Below are 24,114 nucleotides of genomic sequence, written 5' to 3' on the forward strand. Positions count from 1 at the left end.
TCGGGCCGTTCAGCGCGTCGCGGCCGCCGCCGGGGGTGGCGGCAGGTAGCCGGCCTCGACCAGGATCGCCAGCGCCTCGGGCGAGCGCAGGAAGGCGAGCAGGTCGGCCGCGCCCGGCCGCACCGGCCGGTTGGCCAGGGCGGCGGGGTAGAGGATCGGCGCGTGCGCCGATTCCGGGAACACGCCCGCGATGCCGGCATGCCGCGCCCCGCGCACATCGGTCGCGAACACGATGCCGGCGGCCGCCTCGTCGCGGTCGACCAGGATCACGGCGCCCAGCGTGTGCTCGGTGACGGCGAGCGCGCCGCGCACGCGCTCCCACAGGCCGAGATTGCGCAGGCTCTCCTTCGCCACCTGTCCGGCCGGGTCCCGCTCCGGGTCGCACATGGCGACGCGGCCGCGCGCGACCAGCGCGTCGATCGGGAAGTCGGGTCCGATCACCCGGCCGGCATCGTCGGCCCCGGGCGCGATCAGCACCAGCCGGTTCGCCATGATGACGGCGCGCGTCTCCGGACGGATCAGCCCGCGCCGCGCCGCCTCGTCCATCCATGGCATGTTGGCGGAGAAGAGGATGTCGGTCGGCGCGCCCTGCGCCAATTGCTGCACGAGATACGGGGTCGGCCCGTAGACGGCGACGGCGGCCGCGCCGCCCCGTCGGTGCCAGGCCGCCAGCACCGCCTCCAGCCCGTGCCGGAAGGTGGCCGCCGCATAGACCTGGATGGCGTCCGGCCGCGCCTGCCGGCCTGCCGGCGCATCGGGCATCGCGTGGTCCGGCATCGGGTGACCGGGTTGCGCGCCGCCGGCGGCATCGTGCCCGGCATGCTGCGCCCAGGCGCGCCCCGCCCCGCCGGCGGCCAGGCCGAGCAGCAGCACGCGCCGGCCCGGTCGGCGGGCGGCGAGGAGAGGGAAGGGCGGCATCGGCATACTCCCTGCGCGGTGCCTTCCGGTGCGCCGCCTACCGTTCCCCGACCAGCGGCAGCAGCCCGCCGCGCCGCAGGATCTCCTGGCCCGGCGCCGAGAGCATGAACAGCGCCAGCCGCGCCGCCTCCGGCCGCCCGGTGAGGATGGCGAGGCCGTAGACCGGCCCCGGCTCCAGCGCGTCGGGCACGGGGAGGGCGGCCAGCCCCGGCACCTCGCGCATCACCGCCGCCGTGCCTGAGCAGTAGTAGAGCAGCGCGTCGGCATGGTCGCCGAGGAAGATGGTCGCGGCCGGGCTGTGCCCGGGCTGCGGCGTCATCGAGCCCGGGCCGCCGAGCAGCAGCCGCGTCTTCGCGGTCAGCGCCGCCTGCGCGCCGGGATGCAGCGCCTCGGCGCGCGCGAAGACGGCGCGGGCGTAGTCGCCGCCCGGATCGGCGCCCGGCGTCGAGGCGGCGAGGCGCAATCCGGGCGAGAGCAGCCGCTCCAGCAGGTTGCCCTCGGTCAGCCCCAGCCGCGCCGGCGCCACCACGCACATGCGGTTGCGCGCGAAGGGCACCACCAGCGTGCCCGGGCGCTGCGCCGCGACGGCGCGCGGCTGGGCGAGGTCGGCCGAGGCGAACAGGTCGGCCGCCTCGCCGTTCCGCAGCCGCTCGCCCAGCACCCCGGCCGGGCCGAAGACCGGCGGCGCCACGGCGTCGGCCGGCAGGCCGGCGGCGGCGATCAGTTCCGGCAGCACCGCGCCCAGGCTGCCGGCGGCTAGGATGCGGATCGGCTCGGCCGCCCGCGCCGCGCCGGACCAGGCGCCGGTCGACAGGCCGGCGCCCAGGCACAGCGCCAGGGCGGCGCGGCGCGGCAGCGACCCGGTCCGCATCGTGCCGTCCCCCTCAGGCGGTCCGGATCCAGACCGCCTTCACGTTGAGGTACTCCTCGACGTGCTGCAGCCCGCTCTCGCGCCCGTAGCCGCTCATCTTGTAGCCGCCGAAGGGCACGGCCGGGTCCATCGCCTGGTAGCAGTTCACCCAGACGGAGCCCGCGCGCAGCCCCTTGGCCACCTGGTGCGCCTTGGTCACGTCGCGCGTCCAGACGCCGCTGCCGAGGCCGAAGCTGGTGCGGTTGCCGCGCGCGATCACCTCCTCGACGCTGTCGAAGGGGATGGCCGAGATCACCGGGCCGAAGATCTCCTCCTGCGCGATGCGCATCCCGTCCGTCACGTCGGCGAAGACGGTGGGCGGCACGAAGTAGCCCTTGGCGAGCGCCCCCTCCGTCAGCCGCTCGCCGCCCGAGAGCGGCCGCGCGCCCTCCTGCCGGCCGATGGCGAGGTAGCCCGTCACCCGGTCGAGCTGCTCGGCCGAGACGAGGGGGCCGATCTGCACCTCGGGGTCGATGCCGTCGCCGACGCGCAGCGTTTTGCTGAACGCCGCGACCCGCGCGGTGAATTCCTCGTAGATCCTGCGCTCGACGAACATGCGCGTGCCGGCCGAGCAGATCTGGCCGGAATTGCTGAACACCGCCATGGCGGCGCCCGGCACCGCCCAGTCCATGTCGGCATCGGCGAAGACGATGTCGGGCGACTTGCCGCCCAGCTCCAGCGAGACGCGCTTGAGGTTGCCCGCCGAGGCCTGGACGATCTTCTGGCCGGTGACGTGCGAGCCGGTGAAGGCCACCTTGTCCACGTCGCGATGCCCGGCGAGCGCCGCGCCCGCCGTCTCGCCGTAGCCGGGGACGACGTTGACCACGCCCTCCGGCACGCCCGCCTCCTGGCACAGCTCGGCCAGGCGCAGCGGCGTCAGCGGCGCCTCCTCGGCCGGCTTGAGCACCACGGTGCAGCCGGTGGCGAGCGCCGGGCCGATCTTCCAGATCGAGGCGCCGAGCGGCCCGTTCCACGGGATGATGGCGCCGACCACGCCCACCGGCTCCTTCAGCGTGAAGGAGTGGATCTCGCCCGGCAGCGAGTTCGGGATGGTCTCGCCATGGATCGAGACCGCCTGGCCCGCGTAGTAGCGCAGCATGCCGAGCACGCGCTGCCGGTTGCCGCGGGTGCGGCTGATCGGCGCGCCCATGTCGAGCGTGTCGAGCGCCGAGAGCTCCTCGATGTGCGCCTCGACGAGGTCGGCCAGCTTCAGCAGCAGCCGCTGGCGCTCGGCCGGCTTCCACCGGCTCCACGGCCCCTCGAAGGCGCGGCGGGCGGCGGCGACGGCCCGGTCGATGTCCTCCGCGTCGCCCTCGGCCACCTCGGCCAGCACCTCGCCGGTGGCGGGGTTGCAGGTCCTGAAGGTCTTGCCGGAGGCCGCCTCCACCCACTTGCCGTCGATGAACAGGCGCTTGGGCTTGCCGGTCAGGAAGGGATGCGATCTGGCATCCAGCGGCGTGATGACGTTCATGGCGTGACCTCCCCTTCGCCCCGCCCGGCGGGACCGGGATGCGGGACCGATATGCGGATGCAAACATAGCGGTCCCCGGGTGGCAAGCCCGCGGCCGGGGTGCCGCCTGCCTCGGACCCCATCCACCCGCCGGGGAAGGTCTTGCCTTCGCCCGGCCCCATCGACCGGGAGGGCGAGGCCCTCCCGGACCTCTCTTCGTTCGGGGCTGGTGTTCCGACGGGCGGGCCGTCTCTGGCGGGCAGGGGCGAGCGTGGACAATGCCCGGTCGGGAGCCGGGGCGCGGAGCCTTCGGCGAAGTCCCGTCCCCGCGCCGGCGGGAGCCCGCCGTCAGTCCGCCGCGGCCGCCGCCGGCGACAGCCGGTTCAGCGCGCGTATCCGGCTGCGCGACGCGTCCAGCGAGGCCTGCTCGATCTCCCGGTACAGGCGGATCACCGCGTCCCCCGCCGGCGAGAGGCTGGTGCCGCCACCGTCGCGCCCGCCGGGCGTCGCGATCACCACCTTCTCGCCGCAGCCGCGGTTCAGCGCCTCCACCAGATCCCAGGCGCGCTTGTAGGACATGCCGAGCGCGCGGCCGGCGGCGGAGATCGAACCCGTCTCCGCGATCGCCTCCAGCAGCGCCACCTTGCCCGGCCCGATCTGCAGCCCGGAAGCGAGATCCACCCGGATGCTGAGGCCGGCCTGCGCCGGCGGGGAGCGCTTCCTGGACATCGTCGTGCACCCCTGCGAACGCCATCGGACCCGCCCTGCCGTTGCCGTTGCCGTTCCCGGTCCGCGTCGGCGCGGCCGGGGGAGGGGGGCGTTATGGCGCCGAGATTATGGCGGCTGGTCGCCGATGCAAACGGGCGCGCCGTTTTGCCCGGCAGCGCCGCCTGCCGGGCCGGCACAGAATGGCGTAACAGACAGCATGGCGTAATATATGGATGTATATGGCGTTGGGTTCGGCACACCGAGCATGGCCGGCAAGCCGACGCAGGCAGTCCACGCCGGCGGCAATACGAGAATGAGACGCGCTCTCAATTTTTCCGCGACATGGCCTGACTTTCGCGTTGGCGGGACGAGTCCCGCATCGCCCCCGCTTGACTTAATTTCCGGCCTCACCATTGGCTATATCATCGACCGTCTTGCAGGCCGGGAGGGGTGCAATGAATGTGCAACTCTCGCGCCGCAGCTTGCTGAAAGCTGCCGGCGCGGGTGTGGTGGTGACTTCCCTCGGCGCCTTGGGCTTCGAGGCCGCGGAAGCGGCCGTCGCCGCCCATGTGCGACCGTTCAAGCTCGCCAACACCACCGAGACCCGCAACACCTGCACCTACTGCTCGGTCGCCTGCGGGGTGATCCTCTACTCGCGCGGCGACGTGCGGAAGGGCGAGCGGGCGGAGCTGATCCATGTCGAGGGCGACGCGGACCACCCGACCAACCTCGGCACGCTCTGCCCCAAGGGCGCGGCGCTGAAGGACTTCGTCCGGGCGCCGACACGGTTGCAGTACCCGATGATCCGCCGGCCCGGCTCGGACCGCTTCGAGCGCGTCTCCTGGGACGTGGCGCTGGACCGGATCGCGCGCCTGATGAAGGACGACCGCGACCGCAACTTCATCGCGCGCAACGCGGACGGGCTGGCGGTGAACCGCTGGACCTCGACCGGCATGCTCGCCGCCTCCGCCACCACCAACGAGACCGCCTGGGCCACCTTCAAGGTGGCCAAGGGTCTCGGCATCGTCGGATTCGACAACCAGGCGCGCGTCTGACACGGCCCCACGGTGTCCAGTTTGGGCCCGACATTCGGCCGTGGCGCGATGACGAATTCCTGGACCGACATCCGCAACACCGACCTCGTCGTCGTCATGGGCGGCAACGCGGCGGAAGCGCATCCCTGTGGCTTCAAGTGGGTCACGGAGGCGAAGGCGCACCGCGGCGCGAAGCTCATCGTGATCGATCCGCGCTACACGCGAACCGCGTCCGTGGCGGACTTCTACGCGCCCATCCGCCAGGGCAGCGACATCGCCTTCCTGATGGGCCTGATCCGGTACTGCATCGAGAACGGCAAGGTGCAGTGGGAGTACGCCAAGGCCTACACCAACGCCTCGTTCATCGTGAAGGAGGGCTTCGGCTACAGCGACGGGCTGTTCAGCGGCTATGACCCGGAGAAGCGCGACTACGACCGCTCGAGCTGGGACTACGAGATCGGCGAGGACGGCTACGCGAAGGTCGACCCGACGCTGGAGCACCCGCGCTGCGTCTGGAACCTGCTGAAGCGGCACGTCGACTTCTATACGCCCGAGATGGTGGAGCGCATCTGCGGCACGCCGAAGGAGAAATTCCTCAAGGTCGCGCAGATGATCGGCGAGTGCTCGACCGCGACGCGGACGATGACCTCGATGTACGCGCTCGGCTGGACGCAGCACTCGCACGGCGCGCAGAACATCCGCGGCATGGCGATGCTCCAGCTCATCCTGGGCAATATCGGCGTGCGCGGCGGCGGCATGAACGCGCTGCGCGGGCACTCGAACATCCAGGGCCTGACCGATCTCGGCCTGATGTCGCACCTGCTCACCGGCTACCTCAACATGCCGACCGAGGCGGAGCCGGACTTCGAGACCTACATGAAGTCGCGGCAGTTCAAGCCGCTGCGCCCGGGCCAGACCAGCTACTGGCAGAACTACCGGAAGTTCATGGTGAGCTTCCAGAAGGCCATGTGGGGCAGCGCCGCCACGGCCGAGAACAATTGGTGCTACGACTACCTGCCGAAGCTCGACGTGCCGTCCTACGACGTGCTGCGCATGTTCGAGATGATGAACGACGGGCAGGTGAACGGCTACATCTGCCAGGGCTTCAACCCGTTGCTCGCCTTCCCCAACCGGGCGAAGCTGACCAGCGCGCTGTCGAAGCTGAAATTCCTCATCACCATGGACCCGCTGGAGACGGAGACGGCGCGGTTCTGGGAGAACCACGGCGACTTCAACCCGGTGGACACCGCCTCGATCCAGACCGAGGTGATCCAGCTCCCCACCGTCTGCTTTGCCGAGGACGAGGGCTCGCTCACCAATTCCGGCCGCTGGCTGCAATGGTTCTGGCCGGCCGCGACACCCCCGGGCGAGGCGAAGCACGACACCCGCATCATGGGGGAGATCTTCCTCCGCATGCGGGAGCTGTACCGCAAGGAGGGCGGCGCCTTCCCCGACCCGATCCTCAACCTCTCCTGGGAGTACCACGACCCACGCGAGCCCGAGCCGGCGGAGCTGGCGAAGGAGATCAACGGCCGCGCCCTGACCGACCTGACCGACCCGGCCGATCCCAACAAGGTGCTCGTGCCGGCCGGCAAGCAGGTGCTGAACTTCTCGCAGCTGCGCGACGACGGCTCCACCATGTGCGGCTGCTGGATCTATTCCGGCTGCTTCAACGAGGCCGGCAACAACATGGCCCGGCGGGACAACCGCGACCCCGGCGGGCTCGGCACCTACCCCAACTGGACCTGGGCCTGGCCGCTCAACCGGCGCACCCTCTACAACGCCGCCTCGGCCGACACGCAGGGCCGGCCCTGGGATCCCTCCCGCAAGATCATCGAGTGGGACGGGTCGAAATGGGTCGGCGACGACGTGCCGGACATCGCGCCCACCGCGAAGCCCGGTCAGGTGCTGCCCTTCATCATGAACCCGGAGGGCTCCGCGCGCCTGTTCTCGCGCGGCATGATGCGCGACGGGCCGTTCCCGGCGCACATGGAGCCCTTCGAATCGCCGGTGCCGAACGTGCTGAACCCGCGCATGCGCGGCAACCCGGTGGCGCGCATCTTCCGCAACGACGTCGCCCAGTTCGGCAATCCGGACGAGTTCCCCTTCGCGGCGACCTCGTACCGGCTGACCGAGCACTTCCACTACTGGACCAAGCACAACCGGGTGAACGCCGTCCTCCAGCCCGAATTCTTCGTGGAGATCTCGGAGGAGCTGGCGAAGCTGCGCAACGTGACGAATGGCGGCTGGGTGCGGGTGTGGTCGAAGCGCGGCGAGGTGAAGGCGCGCGCGCTGGTCACCAAGCGCATCCGGCCGCTGATCTGCGACGGGCGCACCGTGCACGTCGTCGGCATCCCGCTGCACTGGGGCTTCACCGGCGCCGCGCGCAAGGGCTTCGGCCCGAACTCGCTGACGCCCTTCGTGGGTGAGGCCAACATCGAGACGCCGGCGGTCAAGGCGTTCCTGGTCAACCTCGAACCGTCCACGGCGCCGCAGGATCGGCCGGGGGTGACATCATGAGCGGCAGCAACACCGCGGGCATGGTCGACAGCCCCCGCACCGCGGTCAGCAACCCGCCGGTGCAGCCGGTGGCGGCGCATTTCGGCGAGGCCGACCTGTGCCGCCGCTCGGCCACGCGCGACCTGCCGGCGCCGCAGCGCCAGCTCACGCCGGTGGCGAAGCTGATCGACGTCTCGAAGTGCATCGGCTGCAAGGCGTGCCAGTCGGCCTGCATCGAGTGGAACGACACCCACCCGGAGATGGAGCACAACGTCGGGCAGTACACCAACCCGCACGATCTGACGGCGGAGATGTATACGCTGATGCGGTTCACCGAATGGGTGAACCCCGAGACCGACAACCTCGAATGGCTCATCCGCAAGGATGGCTGCATGCACTGCGACGATCCGGGCTGCCTCAAGGCCTGTCCCGCGCCCGGCGCCATCGTGCAGTACACCAACGGCATCGTGGACTTCATCCACGAGAACTGCATCGGCTGCGGCTACTGCATCAAGGGATGCCCGTTCAACATCCCCCGCATCTCCCGCGCCGACCACCGCGCCTACAAGTGCACCCTCTGCTCCGACCGCGTGGCGGTGGGCCAGGGCCCGGCCTGCGCCAAGTCCTGCCCCACCCAGGCCATCGTCTTCGGCACCAAGGAGGACATGAAGAGGCACGCGGCGGAGCGCGTCGCCGACCTGAAGTCGCGCGGCTTCGCCAATGCCGGCCTCTACGACCCGGCCGGCGTGGGCGGCACGCATGTGATGTATGTGCTGCACCACAACGACCGGCCGGGCATCTACGCTGACCTGCCGGAGAACCCGCGCATCTCGCCGCTGGTGCAGACCTGGAAGGGGATGACCAAGTATGTCGGCCTCGCCGCCATGGGGCTGATGGCGGTGGGCAGCGTCATCCACGGCGTGTTCGCCAAGCCCAACCGCGTTTCCGAGGAGGAGGAGCGGCACGCCGAGGATCTGGTCGAGGGGCGGCCGGTGCCGCCGCCGCCGCCGGGGCAGCCCTGATGAGCGACCAGGTCGAGGAGATCCAGCCCGGCGATTCGATCGTCCCGGGCAAGCCGGTCACGGTGAACCGCTACGGGCCGCTCGCGCGGCTCAACCACTGGGTCACGGCCACCAGCCTGATCCTGCTCGCCCTCTCCGGTCTCGCTCTGTTCTGGCCGGGCCTGTTCTTCCTGACCAACCTGTTCGGCGGCGGCCAGAACACGCGCGCCTTCCATCCCTGGATCGGCGTGCTGCTCTTCGTCAGCTTCTTCGTCTTCTTCTTCCAGCTCTGGCGCGCCAACCTGCCGGCGAAGGTCGATATCGTCTGGCTGTCGCGCATCCGCGACTTCCTTGCCGGGCACGAGGATCGGCTGCCCGAGCTGGGCAAGTACAATGCCGGCCAGAAATTCATCTTCTGGGCGATGACCGGGCTGATCCTGGTGCTGATCGCGACCGGCATCGTGATCTGGGACCAGTATTTCGGCGGCTACTTCTCGATCCCGCTGCGCCGCGTCGCCGTGCTCGCGCACTCCGTCGCGGCGGTGCTCATCATCTGCGTCTTCATCCTGCACGTCTATGCGGCCATCTGGACGCGCGGCACGCTGCGGGCGATGACGCGCGGCTCCGTCACCGGCGGCTGGGCCTGGCGGCACCACCGCAAGTGGCTGCGCCAACTGGCCGGCCGGCCGGGGACGCAGCGGCCGGGGCCGGCGGAGTAGCCCCGGCGGAGTAGCCAAGGCCAGCCGGGGCTTCGCCCCGGACCCCACCGGGAAGGGCGCCGCCCTTCCCCGACCCATCCCGCCAAGGGGCGAGACCCCCTTGGAGCCCCCATTGCGGGAAGGGCAGCCCATGCCCTACGCCCTACGCAACAGACCGCGTGGCCGGTCCGGCCCGCCGAGGTGACATGTCCGGCTTCTCCAACATCGAGCCCGATCCCTCCATGATCGGGCGCCTGCGTCCGGCGCCCTTCGCGCTGATCCCCGATCCGCCGGTCCTGTTCCGCCGCCGCGCGGAACGCCTCGCCGGCCTCGCCCCGGGCCACGACCTCGCCCTCTATCTCCGCTTCCTCGAACGCGTCTGCGCGACGCAGGCCGAACTCGCCGCCACCCTGCCGCCGCCCGCGCCGATCCCGCCCGAGCAGGTCGAGCGCGCCCGCGCCGGCACGATGCCGCCGCTCGACCGCGACGCCCTCGCCGCCGCGCCCGAACTGCGCGACACGGTGGCGCGCTTCCTCGCCGCCCTCTCGCCCGAGGGCATGCCCGCCCCGGCGGCGGCCGCCCTCGCCATGCTGCGCGAGGCGCCCGAGGCGGTGCTCACGGAGATGCTCGGCAACGTCCTCGCCGACGCCATCCCGTTCGACGCCCTGCCGCCGCACCTGTTCCTCTCCGCCGCCGTGCAGCTGCACGCCGCACGCCTCGCCGCGCCGCTCGACCCGGAACGGCTGGTGCCGGTCGGCACCGGCCTCTGCCCGGTCTGCGGCGGCCCGCCCGTCGCCTCGGTGGTGGTCGGCTTCCAGGGCGCCGAGGGGGCGCGCTACGCCGCCTGCGCCTGCTGCGGCACGCAGTGGAACGTGGTGCGCATCACCTGCCTCGCCTGCGGCTCCACCAAGGGCATCGGCTACAAGGCGCCGGAGGCGGACGGCACCGCCCCCAACACGCTCGACGCGGACGCGACCGTCAAGGCCGAGACCTGCGACACCTGCCGCTCCTGGGTGAAGATCCTCTACCAGAACCGCAACGCCGCGCTGGAGCCCGTGGCCGACGACGTGGCCAGCCTCGGCCTCGACCTGCTGATGCAGGGCACCGAGTACCGCCGCGCCGGCTTCGATCCCTTCCTGATCGGCTACTGACCCCGTGCCCGACGACCTGCCCGCCGCATCGCCATCCCCTGGCGACCCGGCGCTGCGCCGCCTGCCCTCGGTCGACCGCCTGCTCGGCCTCGCCGCGCCGCTGATCGCCCGCCACGGCCGCGCCGAGACCACCGACGCCCTGCGCGCCGGCCTCGCCGAGGCCCGCCGCGCGCCCGACGCCCTGCCGGATGCCGAGGCCCTGCTCGCCACGGCCGCGCTGCGCCTGGATGCGCGCGCCCGCCCCGGCCTGCGGCCGCTGTTCAACCTCACCGGCACGGTGCTGCACACCAATCTCGGCCGCGCCCTGCTTGCCGAGGCCGCGATCGAGGCCGCGACGGCTGCCATGCGCGACGCCGTGGCGCTGGAATACGACCTCGGCACCGGCCATCGCGGCGAGCGCGACGACCATCTGCGCGTGCTGCTGCGCGAGCTGACCGGCGCCGAGGACGCGACCGTGGTCAACAACAACGCCGCCGCCGTGCTGCTGGCGCTGAACGCGGTGGGGGAGGGGCGCGAGGCGATCGTCTCGCGCGGCGAGCTGATCGAGATCGGCGGCGCCTTCCGCATGCCCGACATCATGGCCCGCGCCGGCGTGCGCCTGGTCGAGGTCGGCACCACCAACCGCACCCATGCGCGCGACTACGAGTCGGCGCTGCGCCCGGAGACCGGGCTGATCCTCAAGGTCCACACCTCGAACTACCGCATCGAGGGCTTCACCGCCGAGGTGGACGGCGCCCGACTCGCCGCCATCGCCCGCAGGGCCGGGGTGCCGCTGCTGAACGACCTCGGCTCCGGCACGCTGGCCGACCTCGCCCGCTACGGCCTCGCCCGCGAGCCCACGGTGCGCGAGGCGGTGGCGGAGGGGGCGGACCTCGTCACCTTCTCCGGCGACAAGCTGCTGGGCGGCCCGCAGGCCGGCTTTGTCGTCGGGCGGCGCGACCTGATCGCGGCGATCAACCGCAACCCGCTGAAGCGCGCGCTGCGCCTGGACAAGATCCGCCTCGCCGCGCTGGAGGCCACGCTGCGCCTCTACCGCGACCCGGACCGGCTGGCCGAGCGGCTGCCGACGCTGCGCCTGCTGGCCCGTCCCGCCGAGGCGATCGCGGCGCAGGCGGCGCGGCTGCTGCCCGAGGTGGCGCGGCTGCTGCCGGGCTTCGCGGTGACGGTGTGCGAGTGCCGCAGCCAGATCGGCTCCGGCGCGCTGCCGGTGGAAACCATTCCGAGCGCCGCGCTGCGCATCGCCGGGTCGGGCCGGGCGCTGGAGCGGCTGGCCGCGTCGCTGCGCGGGCTGGAGCGGCCGGTGATCGGGCGGCTGCGGGACGGGGCGCTGCTGTGGGACCTGCGCTGCCTGGAGGACGAGGCGGGGTTGCTGGCCGGCCTGCGGGGGCTGGGCTGATGCGGGTTTCGGGGCGCCGCCCCGGACCCCGCCAGGGAAGGGCGCTGCCCTTCCCTGGACCCATCCCGCCAAGGGGCGAAGCCCCCTTGGAACCCCCGTTTCGGAAAGAGACGAACGGGCTGTTCCGACACCACGATCCAGAACGAAGAGAGGTCCAGGAGGGCCTCGCCCTCCCAAGGGACCATGGGGCGGATGGGGTCCGGGGAAGGCGGAGCCTTCCCCGGGCGGCAGCCACGGTCTCCCGCGCATGATCGTCGGCACCGCCGGCCACATCGACCACGGCAAGACCGCCCTGGTCCGTGCCCTGACGGGCGTCGACACCGACCGCCTCAAGGAGGAGAAGGCGCGCGGCATCACCATCGAGCTGGGCTTCGCCTACCTGCCGTTGGGCGACGCCACGCTGGGCTTCGTCGATGTCCCCGGCCATGAGCGTTTCGTCCACACCATGCTGGCCGGTGCCGGCGGCATCGACTTCGCGCTGCTCGTGGTGGCGGCCGATGACGGGGTGATGCCGCAGACGCGCGAGCATCTCGCGATCCTCGACCTGCTCGGCATCGAACGCGGCATCGTGGCGCTCTCCAAGGCCGACCTCGCCGATGCGCCGCGCCGCGCCGCCGTGGCCACGCAGATACGCGCCGAGCTGTCCGGCACCGGCCTCGCCACCGCGCCGATCCTGCCCGTCTCCACCCTCACCGGCGAGGGCATCGAGGTGCTGCGCGACGCGCTGGCCCGGGCGGCGGCCGGCACCGGGCCGCGCGGGGCGGGCGGCGCCTTCCGCCTCGCCGTGGACCGCTGCTTCGTGCTGGCCGGCGCCGGCACGGTGGTCACCGGCACGGTGCTGGCCGGCGCGGTCGCGGTGGGCGAGCAGGTGCTGGTCAGCCCCTCCGGCCTGCCGGCGCGGGTGCGCTCGCTGCACGCGCAGAACCGCCCGGCGGCGCGCGGCGTGGCGGGCCAGCGCTGCGCCCTCAACCTCGCCGGCGAGGGCGTCGGCAGGGACGCGATCGCGCGCGGCGACATGGTGCTCGACCCCGCCCTGCACGCCCCCGCCGACCGCATCGACGCCCGTTTCCGCGCCCTGCCTGGCGAGCCGAAGCCGCTCGGCACCTGGTTTCCGGCGCGCCTGCACCATGGCAGCGCCGAGGTTGGCGCCCGGCTCGTCCCGCTCGACGGCCCGATCGGGCCGGGCGGGGAGGGGAGGGTGCAGCTCGTGCTCGACCGCCCCATCGCCGCCTGCGTCGGCGACCGCTTCATCCTGCGCGACGTCTCCGCCCAGCGCACCATCGGCGGCGGCCGCTTCCTCGACCTGCGCGCCCCCGCCCGCAAGCGGCGCACGCCGGAACGCCTCGCCCAGCTCGACGCGCTCGCCCTGTCGGAACCGGACGCGGCGCTGGCCGGGCTGCTGGCGCTGCCGCCCTTCCACGTCGATCTCGCCGCCTTCGGCCGTGACCATGGCCTGACGCCGGCCGAGACGGCGGCGCTCGCGGAGCGGCTCGGCCTCGTCGCCATCGAGGCCGCCGGCACCCGGATTGCCTTGTCGGCCGCGGGCTGGGACACCTTCCGCGCCGCACTGGCCGACACGCTCGCGCGACACCACGAGGAGAACCCGGACCAGCAGGGACTCGGCCGCGAGCGCCTGCGCCTCGCCGTGCGGCCGCGCCTGCCGGCCCCGGCCTTCCTGGCGGCGCTGGCGCGCGAGGCCGAGGCGGGTGCGCTGGTGCTGGACGGCACCTTCGTCCGCCTGCCCGGCCACGAGGTCCGGCTGAACCCGGCCGACGAGGCGCTCTACGCGCGAATCGCCCCGCTGCTCGGCGACGAGGCCCGCTTCCGCCCGCCCCGCGTGCGCGACCTGGTGCCGCTGGTCGGCGCCGAGGAGCCGGAGGTGCGCCGCGTGCTGAAGCTCTGCGCCCGGCTCGGTCGCGTGGACCAGATCGCGCACGACCACTTCTTCCTGCGCGCCACGACGGCCGAGATGGTGGAGATCGCCCGCGACGTGGCCGACCATGCCGAGGACCACCAGATCACCGCCGCCGCCTTCCGAGACCGGATGGACAACGGCCGCAAGGTGGCGATCCAGATCCTCGACTTCCTCGACCGCCATGGCGTCACCTTGCGCCGGGGCGATCTGCGTCGCATGAATCCGCACCGGCTGGACCTGTTCCGGTCCGTCGGCGCGTGAGAGTGCCGCCTCGGGGCGGCACCCGAAGGTCTGGAAGAGACACGTTCCCGGTGGGGCGTCCGGACTTCAAATCCGGGTGGGGCAGCGAGACTGTCCCGGGTGGGTTCGACTCCCATTCTCTTCCGCCGGGCCGCCCGCACCGCCCGATCGTGGGACGGCGACCAAGGCCGGCTCCATGTCCGGATATTCATGAATTGGCATGAATCGGCGCGGCGTTTTCTGGCTACATGATTGAAGGTCAGCCGTGAGGAACGCCGTGGCGCTGTTTCAGGTTCAGCAGATCCCCCAGCAGTACCCCGTGAACATCGGCTTCAACATCGACTGGCTCGACCTTTCCGGTTGGTCCCAATTCATTGCCGCCACCGCGACCGATACCGACTACGCCGGCCGCCAGGCCGGTTACAGCGTCTTCACCGTCCAGCTGAAGGGTACCGATCTTGGTGGCTATGCCGATGACGGCCCCACCACCGGTACCATCGATGCCATGGAGATCACCTGGAACAACCTGGAGCGCGTCACCATCATGGGGATGCAGCTCGGCGCCGCCACCTACATGGCGGCCGTCCAGTCGGGCTCCGCCTCCGTCCTGCTCGCCGCCGCGCTGCCTGGCGTCAACATCGTGAACGGTGGCAGCAGCTTCGATGTGCTGCCGGCCTACGGGCACTTCAATTTCGTCGATGGCGGCGGTCCCAACGACACGCTGGAACTGCACTTCGCCTTTGCGACGGCGCACACGGCGGTCTGGAACGGCCATGCGGTGGTGTACGATCCGGCCAGCCAGCAGATCGACCAGACGGTCAACATCCAGAACTTCGAATTCACCGACAAGACTGTCGGCACCTACGCCTTCCCCACCTTCCTGCCGCTGTCCTACGTCGCCTCCTACGCCGACCTGACCGCGAAGATCGGAAACAACGCAGCCGCCGCGTTCGAGCACTACGAGGTTGTCGGCATCGTCGAGGGCCGCAAGATCAGCTTCGACGGGCTGCTCTACATCGCCTCCTACGCCGATCTGGTCCGTTCGCTGCACACCGACGCCGAGGCCGGCGCGGCCCACTACCTCACCTCCGGCAAGGCCGAGGGGCGCGGCATCACCTTCGATGGCCTGGCCTACCTCGCTTCCTACCGGGACCTGTCCCTGTCGCTTCCGCACAACGCGGACGCGGCCGCCAACCACTACATCCTGAGCGGGGCCGCCGAAGGCCGTACCATCACCTTCGACGGCCTGGCCTACATCGCCTCCTATGCCGATCTCATCACGGCCTTCGGCGCGGACCGGACGGCCGGGGAGCTGCACTATCTGAACAAGGGCCTGTTCGAGGCCCGCACCGTCAGGTTCGACCCGATGGAGTACATCGCCTCCTACGGCGACCTCATCAAGGCGTTCGGCGCGAATGCCACGGCGGGCGAGCTGCACTACATCACCACCGGACACGCCGAGGGACGCAACCCGTTCCTGTTCAACGCCACGCAGTACCTGGCCAACTACGCCGACCTGCGGGCAGCCTACGGCCACGACCTGCACGCCGCGGCGCTGCACTACATCACCACCGGCTATGCCGAGCACCGCACCGACCATATTCTCCTGTGAGGGTGGCGGATGGTGACCCTGGCCGGATGACGGGGAGGGGCCTGGACAACGGTGCCGCCGCCGCCATTCTCGCTTGGCCCGGCAACCCCGCCCGGCCATCGTGATTCCCGCATGACCCCACCCGCCGAGACCGACTTCGACGACTGGCTCACCGCCACCCACCGCGCCAGCGGCGACTTCACCATGCTGTTCGTGCTGCTCGGCATCACCGAGGCGACGGTGGAACCGCTGCGTGCCGCCTGGCTGCACGTCGTCGGCGACGAGACGCGCTGGCCCGACATGAAACGCCTCTTCGCCGGCGCCGGCGTGCCCTGGTCGGCCGTGGTGTTCTACCGCGCCGGCCGCGAGGGGCTGGTGCCGGACGACGAGGCCCGCGCCCGCCTCGCCTCGCTCAGCCGCGCCCTGCACGAGGACCGCTCGCTGATCCGCGAGGGTGAGTTCTTCAACGCCGAGGGCCTGCGGCTGCGGCTGGACGCTGCGTAGCGCACCCCCGGGGCGGGACGGCACGCCCCACCGCGCCGGCCCTCACCCTGGGCAACGCCCGCCGCGGCGGGCACCGCGCGATCCGGGATGCCGGCGAAGGCGACCGGCCGGCCTCGCCTCCCCCCCGGTCTCAGCAGGTCCGTCCGGCCGGCGCCTGCGGCGACCCGATCGGATCCAGCCCGCGCGCCGTCTCCGGGTGCCGGTTCGGCGAGGCCGACGTCGAGCCCTGCGGGTTGGTGCCGATGTAGGAGCCGCCCGTGCCGCCGCTCCAGCCCGTGTTGCCGGCATTGCCCGGTGCGGTGCCGTCGCCGCGGCCCTGCGCCGGCGGCGTCGCCGGCCGTGCCTGGGCCGCCGGCCGGCAGCCCGGATCGCCCGCGGCTTGCCCGGCGGGGCTGCCCTGCGCCAGGGCGGGCATGGCGAGGCCGAGCAGCAGGAGTCCGGCCAGAACTGTCGATCCGCGATGCATTGCTCGGCCTCCCCGTGCCGGTACCGATGAGGAGACGCGCCGGGCGCGCCCCGGTTCGCCCCCGATCGCGCCTTTCTCCGCCGCCGCGCCGGCCCGCCGGGCCGGGGCTGCCGGCAGCCATGCGCCCGGGCTTCCGCTCCGCCTCACGCCACCACCACGCGCGGCGCCCCCGCGGCCACCGAGCCCACCACCCGCGCCAGCGGATACCCCGCCGCCCGGATGCGCCCGGCCAACCCCTCGGCCGCCGCCGCCTCGCAGGCCACCAGCAGCCCGCCCGAGGTCTGCGGGTCGGTCAGCAGCCGCCGGCGCCACGCCGGCAGCCCGTCCGGCAGCACCACGCTCTCGCCGTAGCTCGCCCAATTGCGGTCCGAGGCGCCGGTCGCGATGCCCTGCTCGGCCAGCGCCTCGGCCTGCGCCAGCCAGGGCAGCGCCTCCTGCCGCAGCGTCAGCGTCAGCCCCGCGCCGCGCGCCATCTCCAGCGCGTGGCCGAGGATGCCGAAGCCGGTGACGTCCGTGATGCCGTGCACCGCCGCCTCCCCGGCCAGCTCGGCGCCGATCCGGTTCAGCAGGGTGGTCGAGGCGATCATCTCCTCGTAGGCGCCTTCCGGCAGCACCCCGCGCTTGATCGCCGCCGAATAGATGCCGACGCCGAGCCCCTTGGTCAGGATCAGCGCGTCGCCCGGCTTCGCCCCCGCGTTGCGCCGCACCCGCTCCGGCCGCACCAGCCCGATCACCGCCAGCCCGTAGATCGGTTCCGGCGCGTCGATCGAATGTCCCCCCGCCACCGGGATTCCCGCCTCGGCGCAGACCTCCGCGCCGCCGGCCAGGATCCGCCGGATCACCGCCGGATCGAGCTTGTTGATCGGCATGCCGAGGATGGCGAGCGCCATGATCGGCCGCCCGCCCATGGCGTAGACGTCGGAGATGGCGTTGGCCGCCGCGATGCGCCCGAAGTCGCGCGCGTCGTCCACCATCGGCATGAAGAAGTCGGTGGTGGCGATCACGGCGTTGTCGGCGTCGATCTGCCACACGGCGGCGTCGTCGGCCGTCTCGGTGCCGACGAGGAGCTGCGCGAAGGGGCCGGCCGCCGGCTGCCCGGCGAGCAGGCCCTGCAGCACGGCGGGGGCGAGCTTGCAGCCGCAGCCGCCGCCATGGGCGAGTTCGGTCAGTCTCACGGTCTGTTCGGGCATCGGGGCCTTCTCGCCGGCTGTGATGGCCGGAAGGTAAGTGCGCCGGCGCCACCCTGCCACCGGCCCTGCCGGCCTTGTCCCCGACTTCCTCCCGGCCTTTCCTTTCCCCTCGGTCTTTTCCGCCCCGGTCCTTCCCCCCGGTCCTTTCCCCCCCCCTGGCCGTCGCCGTCCCGCCTCGCCATTTTCCCCGCGCATGCGCCAAGACCCCACGCCCCTCGCCCCGGCGGACCGCGACGACGCGCCCGGCCTGCCCGCCACCTCCTGCGCCGAAGGCATCCGGTCCTGGCGCGGCGGTGCCTGGACGACGGGCCGGCGCGAGGTGCCGGCCGAGGTCGCGGTGGCCTTCAGCTACAACCGCCTCTCCCACGCCGTGATGATGGCGACCCCCGACGACCTCGCCGATTTCGCCATCGGCTTCAGCCTGTCCGAAGGCATCGTGGACCGCGTCTCGGAGATCGAGGAGCTGGACATCGTGCCTTTGGCACGTGGGACTGAAGTGCCTTTGGCACGTGGGACTGAAGCGCCTTTGGCACGTGGGACTGAAGCGCCTTTGGCACGTGGGACTGAAGCGCCTTTGGCGCGTGGGGTTGAAGCGCCTTTGGCGCGTGGGGTTGAAGCGCCCCTGGCGGCCGCGGCGGTGCCGCCCGGCCGCGCCGCCCGTGCGCCCGCGCGCGGCGTCGAGCTGCGCATGTGGATCGGCGAGGCCCGGCTCGGCGCGCTGGAGGCCCGGCGCCGGCGCATCGCCGGCCCGACCGGTTGCGGCCTCTGCGGTCTCGAAAGCCTGGCCGCCGCGCTGCCCGCCCTGCCCGCCGTGCCCGCCGGGCGCCCGCTCGTGGCGTCCGAGGTCGCGGCCGCCGTCGCCAGCCTCGCCCCGGCGCAGCGGCTCAACCGCGCCACCCGCGCCGTGCACGCCGCCGGCTTCTGGCGGCCGGAGTCCGGCCTCGTCGCCCTGCGCGAGGATGTCGGCCGCCACAACGCGCTCGACAAGCTCGCCGGCGCCCTGGCACGAAGCGGGCAGGATCCCGCCGCCGGCATCGTGGTGATGACGAGCCGCATCAGCGTCGAGCTGGTGCAGAAGGCTGCGCGGATGGGCGCCACCATGCTCGCCGCCGTCTCGGCGCCCACCGCGCTCGCGCTCGATCTGGCCGATGCCGCCGGGCTGACGCTGATCGGCATCGCGCGCGAGGACGGCTTCGACGTCTTCACCCACCCGCACCGCATCCCGGGCTGAGACGACACCGCGCGCCGGAGCCGCGCGCCGCAGTCGCTCTGGCGGGCCCCGCCGCGGGCCGCGCGTTGTTGCGCTGCGAAAACCGCGCCGCTATATCGGTTCGGTCACAACGCTGGGAAGGATGCGCGATGCGCCGCCGCCTGTTCGCCGCCACGCTGGCCCTCGCGGCGTCGCTCGGCTGGCTTCCGCCGGCGCACGCCCAGGCCGGCAACCAGAATTCCGGCGAGATCACCGTCTTCGCCGCCGCCAGCCTCACCGACGCGTTCAAGGCGCTCGGCGAGCAGTGGCGTGCCCGCACCGGGCAGACGGTGCGCTTCTCCTTCGCCTCCTCCTCCACCCTCGCGCGGCAGATCGAGCAGGGCGCGCCCGCCGACATCTTCGCCTCCGCCGACGAGCCCTGGGCCGACTACCTGCAGCAGCGCCAGCTCCTCGTGGACTCGACGCGCGTCAGCCCGATCGGCAACTCCCTCGTGCTGGTCGCCCCCGCCGCCGAGGCGCGGCCCGTGGCGCTCGCGCGCGGCACGGACCTCGCGGCGCTGCTCGGCCCGAATGGCCGCCTCGCCACCGGCGACCCGGCGCATGTCCCGGTCGGCCGCTACGCGCAGCAGGCGCTGACCTGGATGGGCCAGTGGGATGCGATCGCCCCGCGCATCGCCCGCGCCGACAGCGTCCGCGCCGCGCTGCTGCTGGTCGAGCGCGGCGAGGCGCCCTTCGGCATCGTCTACGGCACCGATGCCGCCATCGCCCCTGCGGTGAAGGCGGTCGGCACCTTCCCCGCCGAGAGCCACCCGCCCATCACCTACCCCTTCGCCCTGACGCGCCGCGCCGCCGACAACGCCCAGGCCCGTGCCCTGTTCGCCTTCCTCACCGGCCCGGACGCCGCCGAGACCTACCGCCGCTTCGGCTTCTCGCTGCGCAGCCCCTGAAGCGGGCGTGCCCCACTGGCTCACGACTGACTGGCTCTCGCCGGAGGAATGGCAGGCGGTCCGGCTCAGCCTGACCGTCGCGCTGCGCAGCGTCGCCTTCGGCACGCCGGTCGCGGTGTTCGCCGCCTGGCTGCTCACCCGTCCGCGCCTGCCCGGCCGCCCCATCCTCGACGCCTTCGTCCACCTGCCGCTGGTGATGCCGCCCGTCGTGGTCGGCTGGCTGCTGCTGGTGGTGTTCGGCGTGCGCGGCCCGGTCGGCGCGCTGCTGAACGACTGGTTCGGCATCCGCCTCGTCTTCACCACCGCCGGCGCCGCCTTCGCCACCGCCGTCATGTCCTTCCCGCTGATCGTGCGCGCGGTGCGGCTCTCCTTCGAATCCGTCGATCCCGGGCTGGAGGCGGCGGCCCGCACCCTCGGCGCCGGCCCGCTCGACCGCTTCGTGACGGTGACGCTGCCGCTGGTCGCCCCCGGCATCCTCGCCGGCGCCATCACCGCCTTCGCGGCGGGGCTCGGCGAGTTCGGCGCCGTCATCACCTTCGTCTCCAACATCCCCGGCCAGACCCAGACCCTGCCGCTCGCCATCTACTCCGCGACGCAGGTGCCGGGCGGGGAGGCCACGGCGGCGCGCCTCGCGCTGGTGTCCTTCGTGCTGGCGGTGGCGGGGCTGCTGCTGGCGGAGCTGGTGGCGCGGCGGCTGAACCGGCTGCTGGGGCGGGTGGCTTGAGCGGCAGCGCGCGCCGCGCGGAACGGCGCAAGGAGGGCTTCGCCCTTTCCGTCTCCCCCTCGGCACTCTCCCGCCAAAGGGCGAAGCCCCTTTGGAAACCCCATTTGGATTCGGGCCGCGCACGGTTCGACCGGCGTGGCCCAACGCCGGCGGAGGTCCAGGAACCTGAGGTTCCTGGCGGATGGGTTCCAGGGAAGGCGGAGCCTTCCCTGTGCGGATGGGGTCCGGGGAAGGCGCAGCCTTCCCCGCTGGCATCCCTGTGAGTCCCGACACCCTCTCCGTCTCGCTGCGCCACGCCTTCCCCGGCTTCGCGCTCGACGCCGCCTTCGACTCGCCGATCCCCGGCACCACGGTCCTGTTCGGCCCCTCCGGCTGCGGCAAGTCCACCGTGCTCGCCGCCGTCGCCGGGCTGCTGCGCCCGGAGCGGGGCCGCGTCGCGCTCGGCGACACGGTGCTGCTCGACACGGCGCGCGGCCTCGCCCTGCCGGCCGAGCGTCGCCGCTGCGGCGTGGTGTTCCAGGATTCCCGCCTGTTCCCGCACCTCTCGGTGGAGGGCAACCTGCGCTACGGCCTGCGTCGCGCCCCGCGCGGCGCCACCGGGCCGGGCTTCGAGGAGGTGGTGGCGCTGCTCGGCATCGGCCCGCTGCTGCGCCGGCGCCCGATCGGCCTGTCGGGTGGCGAGCGGCAGCGCGTGGCGCTCGGCCGCGCCCTGCTCTCGCGCCCCCGCCTGCTGCTGATGGACGAGCCGCTGGCGGCGCTCGACGCCGCGCGCAAGGCCGAGGTGCTGCCCTTCCTCGAACGCGTCCGCCAGCGCTTCGGCCTGCCGATCCTCTACGTCACCCACGCGCTGGACGAGGTGGACCGGCTGGCCGACACGCTGGTGCTGATGGGGCGCGGCACCGTGCTCGCCAGCGGCCCGGTGGAGGAACTCTCCACCCGTCCCGACCTGCCGCTCGCCGCGCGTCGCGACGCCGGCGCCGTGCTGGCGTGTACCGTTGCCGGGCACGACCAAGAACGTGGATTGACGCGGCTGCGCTTCCCGGATGGCGAGGTGGTGGTGGCGCTGCGCGACCTGCCGCTCGGTGCCGCGCTGCGCGTCCGCGTGCGTGCGCGCGACGTCTCCGTGGCGACCAGCGAGCCACGCGATCTTTCCGTGCAGAACATCCTGCCGGCGACGGTGGGCGAGGTGACGCCGCTGGCTTCGGGCCAGGAGGCGACCCTGTCGCTGCGTGTCGGCGGCAGCACGCTGCTGGCACGGGTCACGCGCGATGCGGTGGAGCGCCTCGGCCTGGCGCCGGGCAGGCCGGTCTGGGCGCTGGTGAAGTCGATCTCGTTCGACCATGGTGCGGCCGGCGGTGGCGCGCCGGTCTAGAGCGGATCGTCGTCGGGCGGACACGCCCGGCGGCGTGGTTCCGCGCCGGGGACGAGGCGCGGCGGATGGCGGTCCCGACCGGGTCGCGGCTCGCCCGGGCCGCGCCGGCCGGGAGACGGGGCGGGACGCGACCCGCCGCCTCAGCGATAGCCGCGATGATCCTCGTCGCGCGTGGCGAAGACGCGCAGCCCGCGCCGGATGCCGGCATGCAGGCGCTCATAGGTGCGCCGTATCTCCTCCTTCGCCTTGCTGGCGACCTTGCCGCGGTGCGGCGAATCCTGCATCGGCTCGGAGGGGATCGCGGTCTCGGACATGTTGGGCTCCCGTGATGGGTCGGTGCGCTGCACGACATGACGCGGCAGCCGGAACGGCGCTCATCGGTGGGCCGATCAACTGCGCGTCAGCGCGTCCGGGCACCGCCCGGGGTGCGCGGGAGCGATTTCCCCCTTTCCTTCGCCCGCCGCGACGCGGATTCTGCCGCCGCCGGGGACGAGGGCGGCCGGCTCGCCACGGCCGCGCCGCACGAGGGGGGCAGCGATGCGACAGGAGAGCCGCGGGCGCCGCCGGATGCTGCCGGTGCTGCTCGTCGCGTCGGCATGGCCGGCCATCCCGGCCTCGGCGCAGCAGGGCGCCGCCGCCGTCAGCGTGGTCAACCGCACCGGCGAGGAGATCGGCGCCCTCTACGCGACTCCGCCCTCGGTGCGCGACTGGGGCTTCGACCGCCTGGGCGCGTCGGGCATCCCGGCCGGCGCGACCCGCACCGTCCGCCTGCCGGCCGACGGGAACTGCACCTACGACGTCAGGGTCGTGCTGCGCAGCGGCGCGCTGGCGGAGAGGCGCGGCCTCGATCTCTGCGCGTCGCGATCCGTGACCTTCGGGCCCGGCGATGCCGTGGAGACGCCCGCGCCGGGTCCCGCGCCGGGTGGCGCCGTCCCGGCCGCGCCCGCGCTGACCCTGGTCAACCGTAGCGGAATGGCGATCAGCGAGGTCTACGTCTCGCCCACCGGCGTCGCCTCCTGGGGCTACGACCTGCTCGGCCCCTATGTGCTGGCGCCCGGCCAGAGCGTGCCGGTGCGGATGGCGCCCGGACCCTGCCTCTTCGACCTGCGCGTGGTCTACGCGAATCGGGCGGTGCAGGAGCGGCGGCAGATCGATGCCTGCCGCCAGGGCGTCGAGCAGTCCTTCCCCTGATCGCCCCGCCCCGCCGGACCCCCGGCACAAACCCCCTTGGCCGAACCCCGTCAGCACGACGCAAGCGGAATGAGCGAATCAGGGGACAGGCCATCCCGGCCCAGGCGGCGAAGGTCGGCCGCGGCGTGACGGGCGGGCGCGAATCGACCTAGTGTGACCATCGTAACCAGAGGAAAGTCGGACCATGGCCAACAGGATGCTCGGCGCGTTGCTGGCGGCGGCCGCGCTGTGGTGGGCGCAGCCGGCCGCGGCCCAGGGCGACCCGTCCTTCAACTTGGTCAACCAGAGCGGGCAGACGATCAACGAGATCTACGCCTCGCCCTCGACCGACAACAGCTGGGGCCAGGACCGGCTCGGCCAGAACGTGCTGCCGAGCGGCCGTTCCTTCCCGGTGCGCCTGCAGGGCGACTGCACGAACGACATCCGCGTGGTCTACGCCAGCGGCAACGCCGAGGAACGCCGCGGCGTCAACACCTGCCAGACCAACAACGTCGTGTTCGGCGGCCAGCAGCAGCAGGGGCAGCAGATGCCGCCCCAGGGCATGCCGCCGCAAGGCCAGATGCCGCCTCAGGGCCAGATGCCGCCGCAGGCCCAGATGCCGCCCCAGGGGCAGATGCCGCCGCAGCGTCAGGCCCCGCAGGGCGGCGCCAACCCGCAGGGCAACCCCTCCTTCAACCTGGTGAACCGCAGCGGCCGCCCCATCAACGAGATCTACGTCTCGCTGTCCTCCGACGACCGCTGGGGCCAGGACCGGCTGGGCCAGAACATCCTGCCGAGCGGCCAGTCCTTCGCCATCCGCCTGCCGGTGGGAGACTGCATCTACGACATCCGCGTGGTCTATGCCGACAACTCCAATGCCGAGAAGCGCCGCGTGAACACCTGCAACATCTCGGACGTGGAATTCCCGTAGGCCGGTCGGGGCGGCCCCGCGCCGCTCCGCCCGGCCATCCCATGTCGGGGCAGCGAGCATCGTCGCGGGGGGGGGGGGCCCACGCGCCC

General features: G+C 72.8%; 21 protein-coding genes and 1 tRNA gene. 15 read left to right on the plus strand and 7 right to left on the minus strand.

The genetic code is table 11. The features are described 5' to 3' along the window. Nucleotides 1-9: 9 nt before the first annotated feature. The 4 genes from modA (M0638_RS22280) to M0638_RS22295 form a co-directional block, all read right to left on the minus strand. Nucleotides 10-918 carry a molybdate ABC transporter substrate-binding protein gene (gene modA, locus M0638_RS22280; RefSeq protein ID WP_248669162.1) on the minus strand — a complete coding sequence of 303 codons (909 nt, stop codon included), beginning with the start codon at nucleotides 916-918 and terminating at the stop codon, nucleotides 10-12. Between the two features lie 37 nt (nucleotides 919-955). Beyond that, the gene (locus M0638_RS22285) at nucleotides 956-1,789 is read right to left on the minus strand and encodes a substrate-binding domain-containing protein (protein ID WP_248669163.1); all 834 of its coding nucleotides are present in this window, start codon (nucleotides 1,787-1,789) and stop codon (nucleotides 956-958) included. Nucleotides 1,790-1,802: 13 nt separating this feature from the next. Beyond that, nucleotides 1,803-3,299 (minus strand): aldehyde dehydrogenase family protein, encoded by a 1,497-nt coding sequence (locus M0638_RS22290; RefSeq protein ID WP_248669164.1) that lies wholly within the window; start codon nucleotides 3,297-3,299, stop codon nucleotides 1,803-1,805. 327 nt (nucleotides 3,300-3,626) lie between these two features. Next, entirely contained in the window at nucleotides 3,627-4,007 is a 381-nt protein-coding gene (locus M0638_RS22295) for a winged helix-turn-helix domain-containing protein (protein WP_248669165.1), read from the minus strand. A gap of 434 nt (nucleotides 4,008-4,441) precedes the next feature. On the opposite strand from M0638_RS22295, the gene fdnG reads away from it, so the two are divergent. The 9 genes from fdnG (at nucleotide 4,442) to M0638_RS22340 (ending at nucleotide 16,015) form a co-directional block, all read left to right on the plus strand. Continuing rightward, the gene (fdnG, locus tag M0638_RS22300) at nucleotides 4,442-7,540 is read left to right on the plus strand and encodes a formate dehydrogenase-N subunit alpha (protein ID WP_248669182.1); all 3,099 of its coding nucleotides are present in this window, start codon (nucleotides 4,442-4,444) and stop codon (nucleotides 7,538-7,540) included. Next, nucleotides 7,537-8,541, plus strand: a complete 1,005-nt coding sequence (gene fdxH / locus M0638_RS22305) for a formate dehydrogenase subunit beta (protein WP_248669166.1) — start codon at nucleotides 7,537-7,539, stop codon at nucleotides 8,539-8,541. The genes fdnG and fdxH overlap by 4 nt, the downstream gene beginning before the upstream one ends. After that, nucleotides 8,541-9,239 carry a formate dehydrogenase subunit gamma gene (locus tag M0638_RS22310; protein WP_248669167.1) on the plus strand — a complete coding sequence of 233 codons (699 nt, stop codon included), beginning with the start codon at nucleotides 8,541-8,543 and terminating at the stop codon, nucleotides 9,237-9,239. Before fdxH ends, M0638_RS22310 begins: the two co-directional genes overlap by 1 nt. Nucleotides 9,240-9,424: 185 nt before the next feature. Then, nucleotides 9,425-10,369 carry a formate dehydrogenase accessory protein FdhE gene (gene fdhE / locus M0638_RS22315; RefSeq protein ID WP_248669168.1) on the plus strand — a complete coding sequence of 315 codons (945 nt, stop codon included), beginning with the start codon at nucleotides 9,425-9,427 and terminating at the stop codon, nucleotides 10,367-10,369. Between the two features lie 4 nt (nucleotides 10,370-10,373). Further along, complete coding sequence (gene selA / locus M0638_RS22320; RefSeq protein ID WP_248669169.1) at nucleotides 10,374-11,765, plus strand: L-seryl-tRNA(Sec) selenium transferase; 1,392 nt, start codon at nucleotides 10,374-10,376, stop codon at nucleotides 11,763-11,765. 247 nt (nucleotides 11,766-12,012) lie between these two features. After that, a complete protein-coding gene (selB, locus tag M0638_RS22325) occupies nucleotides 12,013-13,941 on the plus strand; it encodes a selenocysteine-specific translation elongation factor (RefSeq protein WP_248669170.1) in 1,929 nt (642 codons plus the stop codon). A 32-nt stretch (nucleotides 13,942-13,973) separates the two neighbouring features. Continuing rightward, nucleotides 13,974-14,066, plus strand: a tRNA-Sec gene (locus M0638_RS22330). A gap of 131 nt (nucleotides 14,067-14,197) precedes the next feature. After that, complete coding sequence (locus M0638_RS22335) at nucleotides 14,198-15,532, plus strand: hypothetical protein (protein ID WP_248669171.1); 1,335 nt, start codon at nucleotides 14,198-14,200, stop codon at nucleotides 15,530-15,532. A gap of 111 nt (nucleotides 15,533-15,643) precedes the next feature. Continuing rightward, nucleotides 15,644-16,015 carry a hypothetical protein gene (locus M0638_RS22340; RefSeq protein ID WP_248669172.1) on the plus strand — a complete coding sequence of 124 codons (372 nt, stop codon included), beginning with the start codon at nucleotides 15,644-15,646 and terminating at the stop codon, nucleotides 16,013-16,015. Nucleotides 16,016-16,145: 130 nt separating this feature from the next. On the opposite strand, the gene M0638_RS22345 is transcribed toward M0638_RS22340, so the two are convergent. Continuing rightward, nucleotides 16,146-16,481, minus strand: a complete 336-nt coding sequence (locus M0638_RS22345; protein WP_248669173.1) for a hypothetical protein — start codon at nucleotides 16,479-16,481, stop codon at nucleotides 16,146-16,148. A gap of 143 nt (nucleotides 16,482-16,624) precedes the next feature. Continuing rightward, a complete protein-coding gene (gene selD, locus M0638_RS22350; protein ID WP_248669174.1) occupies nucleotides 16,625-17,671 on the minus strand; it encodes a selenide, water dikinase SelD in 1,047 nt (348 codons plus the stop codon). Between the two features lie 193 nt (nucleotides 17,672-17,864). Between selD and M0638_RS22355 the strand changes: the two genes are divergently transcribed. The 4 genes from M0638_RS22355 to modC all read left to right on the plus strand — a co-directional run bounded on the left by M0638_RS22355 (nucleotide 17,865) and on the right by modC (nucleotide 21,924). Then, a complete protein-coding gene (locus M0638_RS22355; protein WP_248669175.1) occupies nucleotides 17,865-18,902 on the plus strand; it encodes a formate dehydrogenase accessory sulfurtransferase FdhD in 1,038 nt (345 codons plus the stop codon). A 128-nt stretch (nucleotides 18,903-19,030) separates the two neighbouring features. Then, nucleotides 19,031-19,828 (plus strand): molybdate ABC transporter substrate-binding protein, encoded by a 798-nt coding sequence (gene modA / locus M0638_RS22360; RefSeq protein WP_248669176.1) that lies wholly within the window; start codon nucleotides 19,031-19,033, stop codon nucleotides 19,826-19,828. A 7-nt stretch (nucleotides 19,829-19,835) separates the two neighbouring features. Next, nucleotides 19,836-20,552, plus strand: a complete 717-nt coding sequence (modB, locus tag M0638_RS22365; protein ID WP_248669177.1) for a molybdate ABC transporter permease subunit — start codon at nucleotides 19,836-19,838, stop codon at nucleotides 20,550-20,552. 259 nt (nucleotides 20,553-20,811) lie between these two features. Further along, complete coding sequence (gene modC, locus M0638_RS22370) at nucleotides 20,812-21,924, plus strand: molybdenum ABC transporter ATP-binding protein (protein ID WP_248669178.1); 1,113 nt, start codon at nucleotides 20,812-20,814, stop codon at nucleotides 21,922-21,924. A gap of 140 nt (nucleotides 21,925-22,064) precedes the next feature. Here modC and M0638_RS22375 read toward each other — a convergent pair whose 3' ends face one another. Beyond that, a complete protein-coding gene (locus M0638_RS22375) occupies nucleotides 22,065-22,238 on the minus strand; it encodes a hypothetical protein (protein ID WP_248669179.1) in 174 nt (57 codons plus the stop codon). Nucleotides 22,239-22,461: 223 nt separating this feature from the next. On the opposite strand from M0638_RS22375, the gene M0638_RS22380 reads away from it, so the two are divergent. Both M0638_RS22380 and M0638_RS22385 read left to right on the plus strand, forming a co-directional pair. Next, a complete protein-coding gene (locus tag M0638_RS22380) occupies nucleotides 22,462-23,115 on the plus strand; it encodes a hypothetical protein (RefSeq protein WP_248669180.1) in 654 nt (217 codons plus the stop codon). A gap of 184 nt (nucleotides 23,116-23,299) precedes the next feature. Further along, nucleotides 23,300-24,025 (plus strand): hypothetical protein, encoded by a 726-nt coding sequence (locus M0638_RS22385; protein WP_248669181.1) that lies wholly within the window; start codon nucleotides 23,300-23,302, stop codon nucleotides 24,023-24,025. The last annotated feature ends 89 nt before the right edge of the window (nucleotides 24,026-24,114 follow it).

The organism is Roseomonas acroporae, assembly GCF_023223525.1.
Classification (GTDB): Bacteria; Pseudomonadota; Alphaproteobacteria; order Acetobacterales; family Acetobacteraceae; genus Roseomonas_E; species Roseomonas_E acroporae.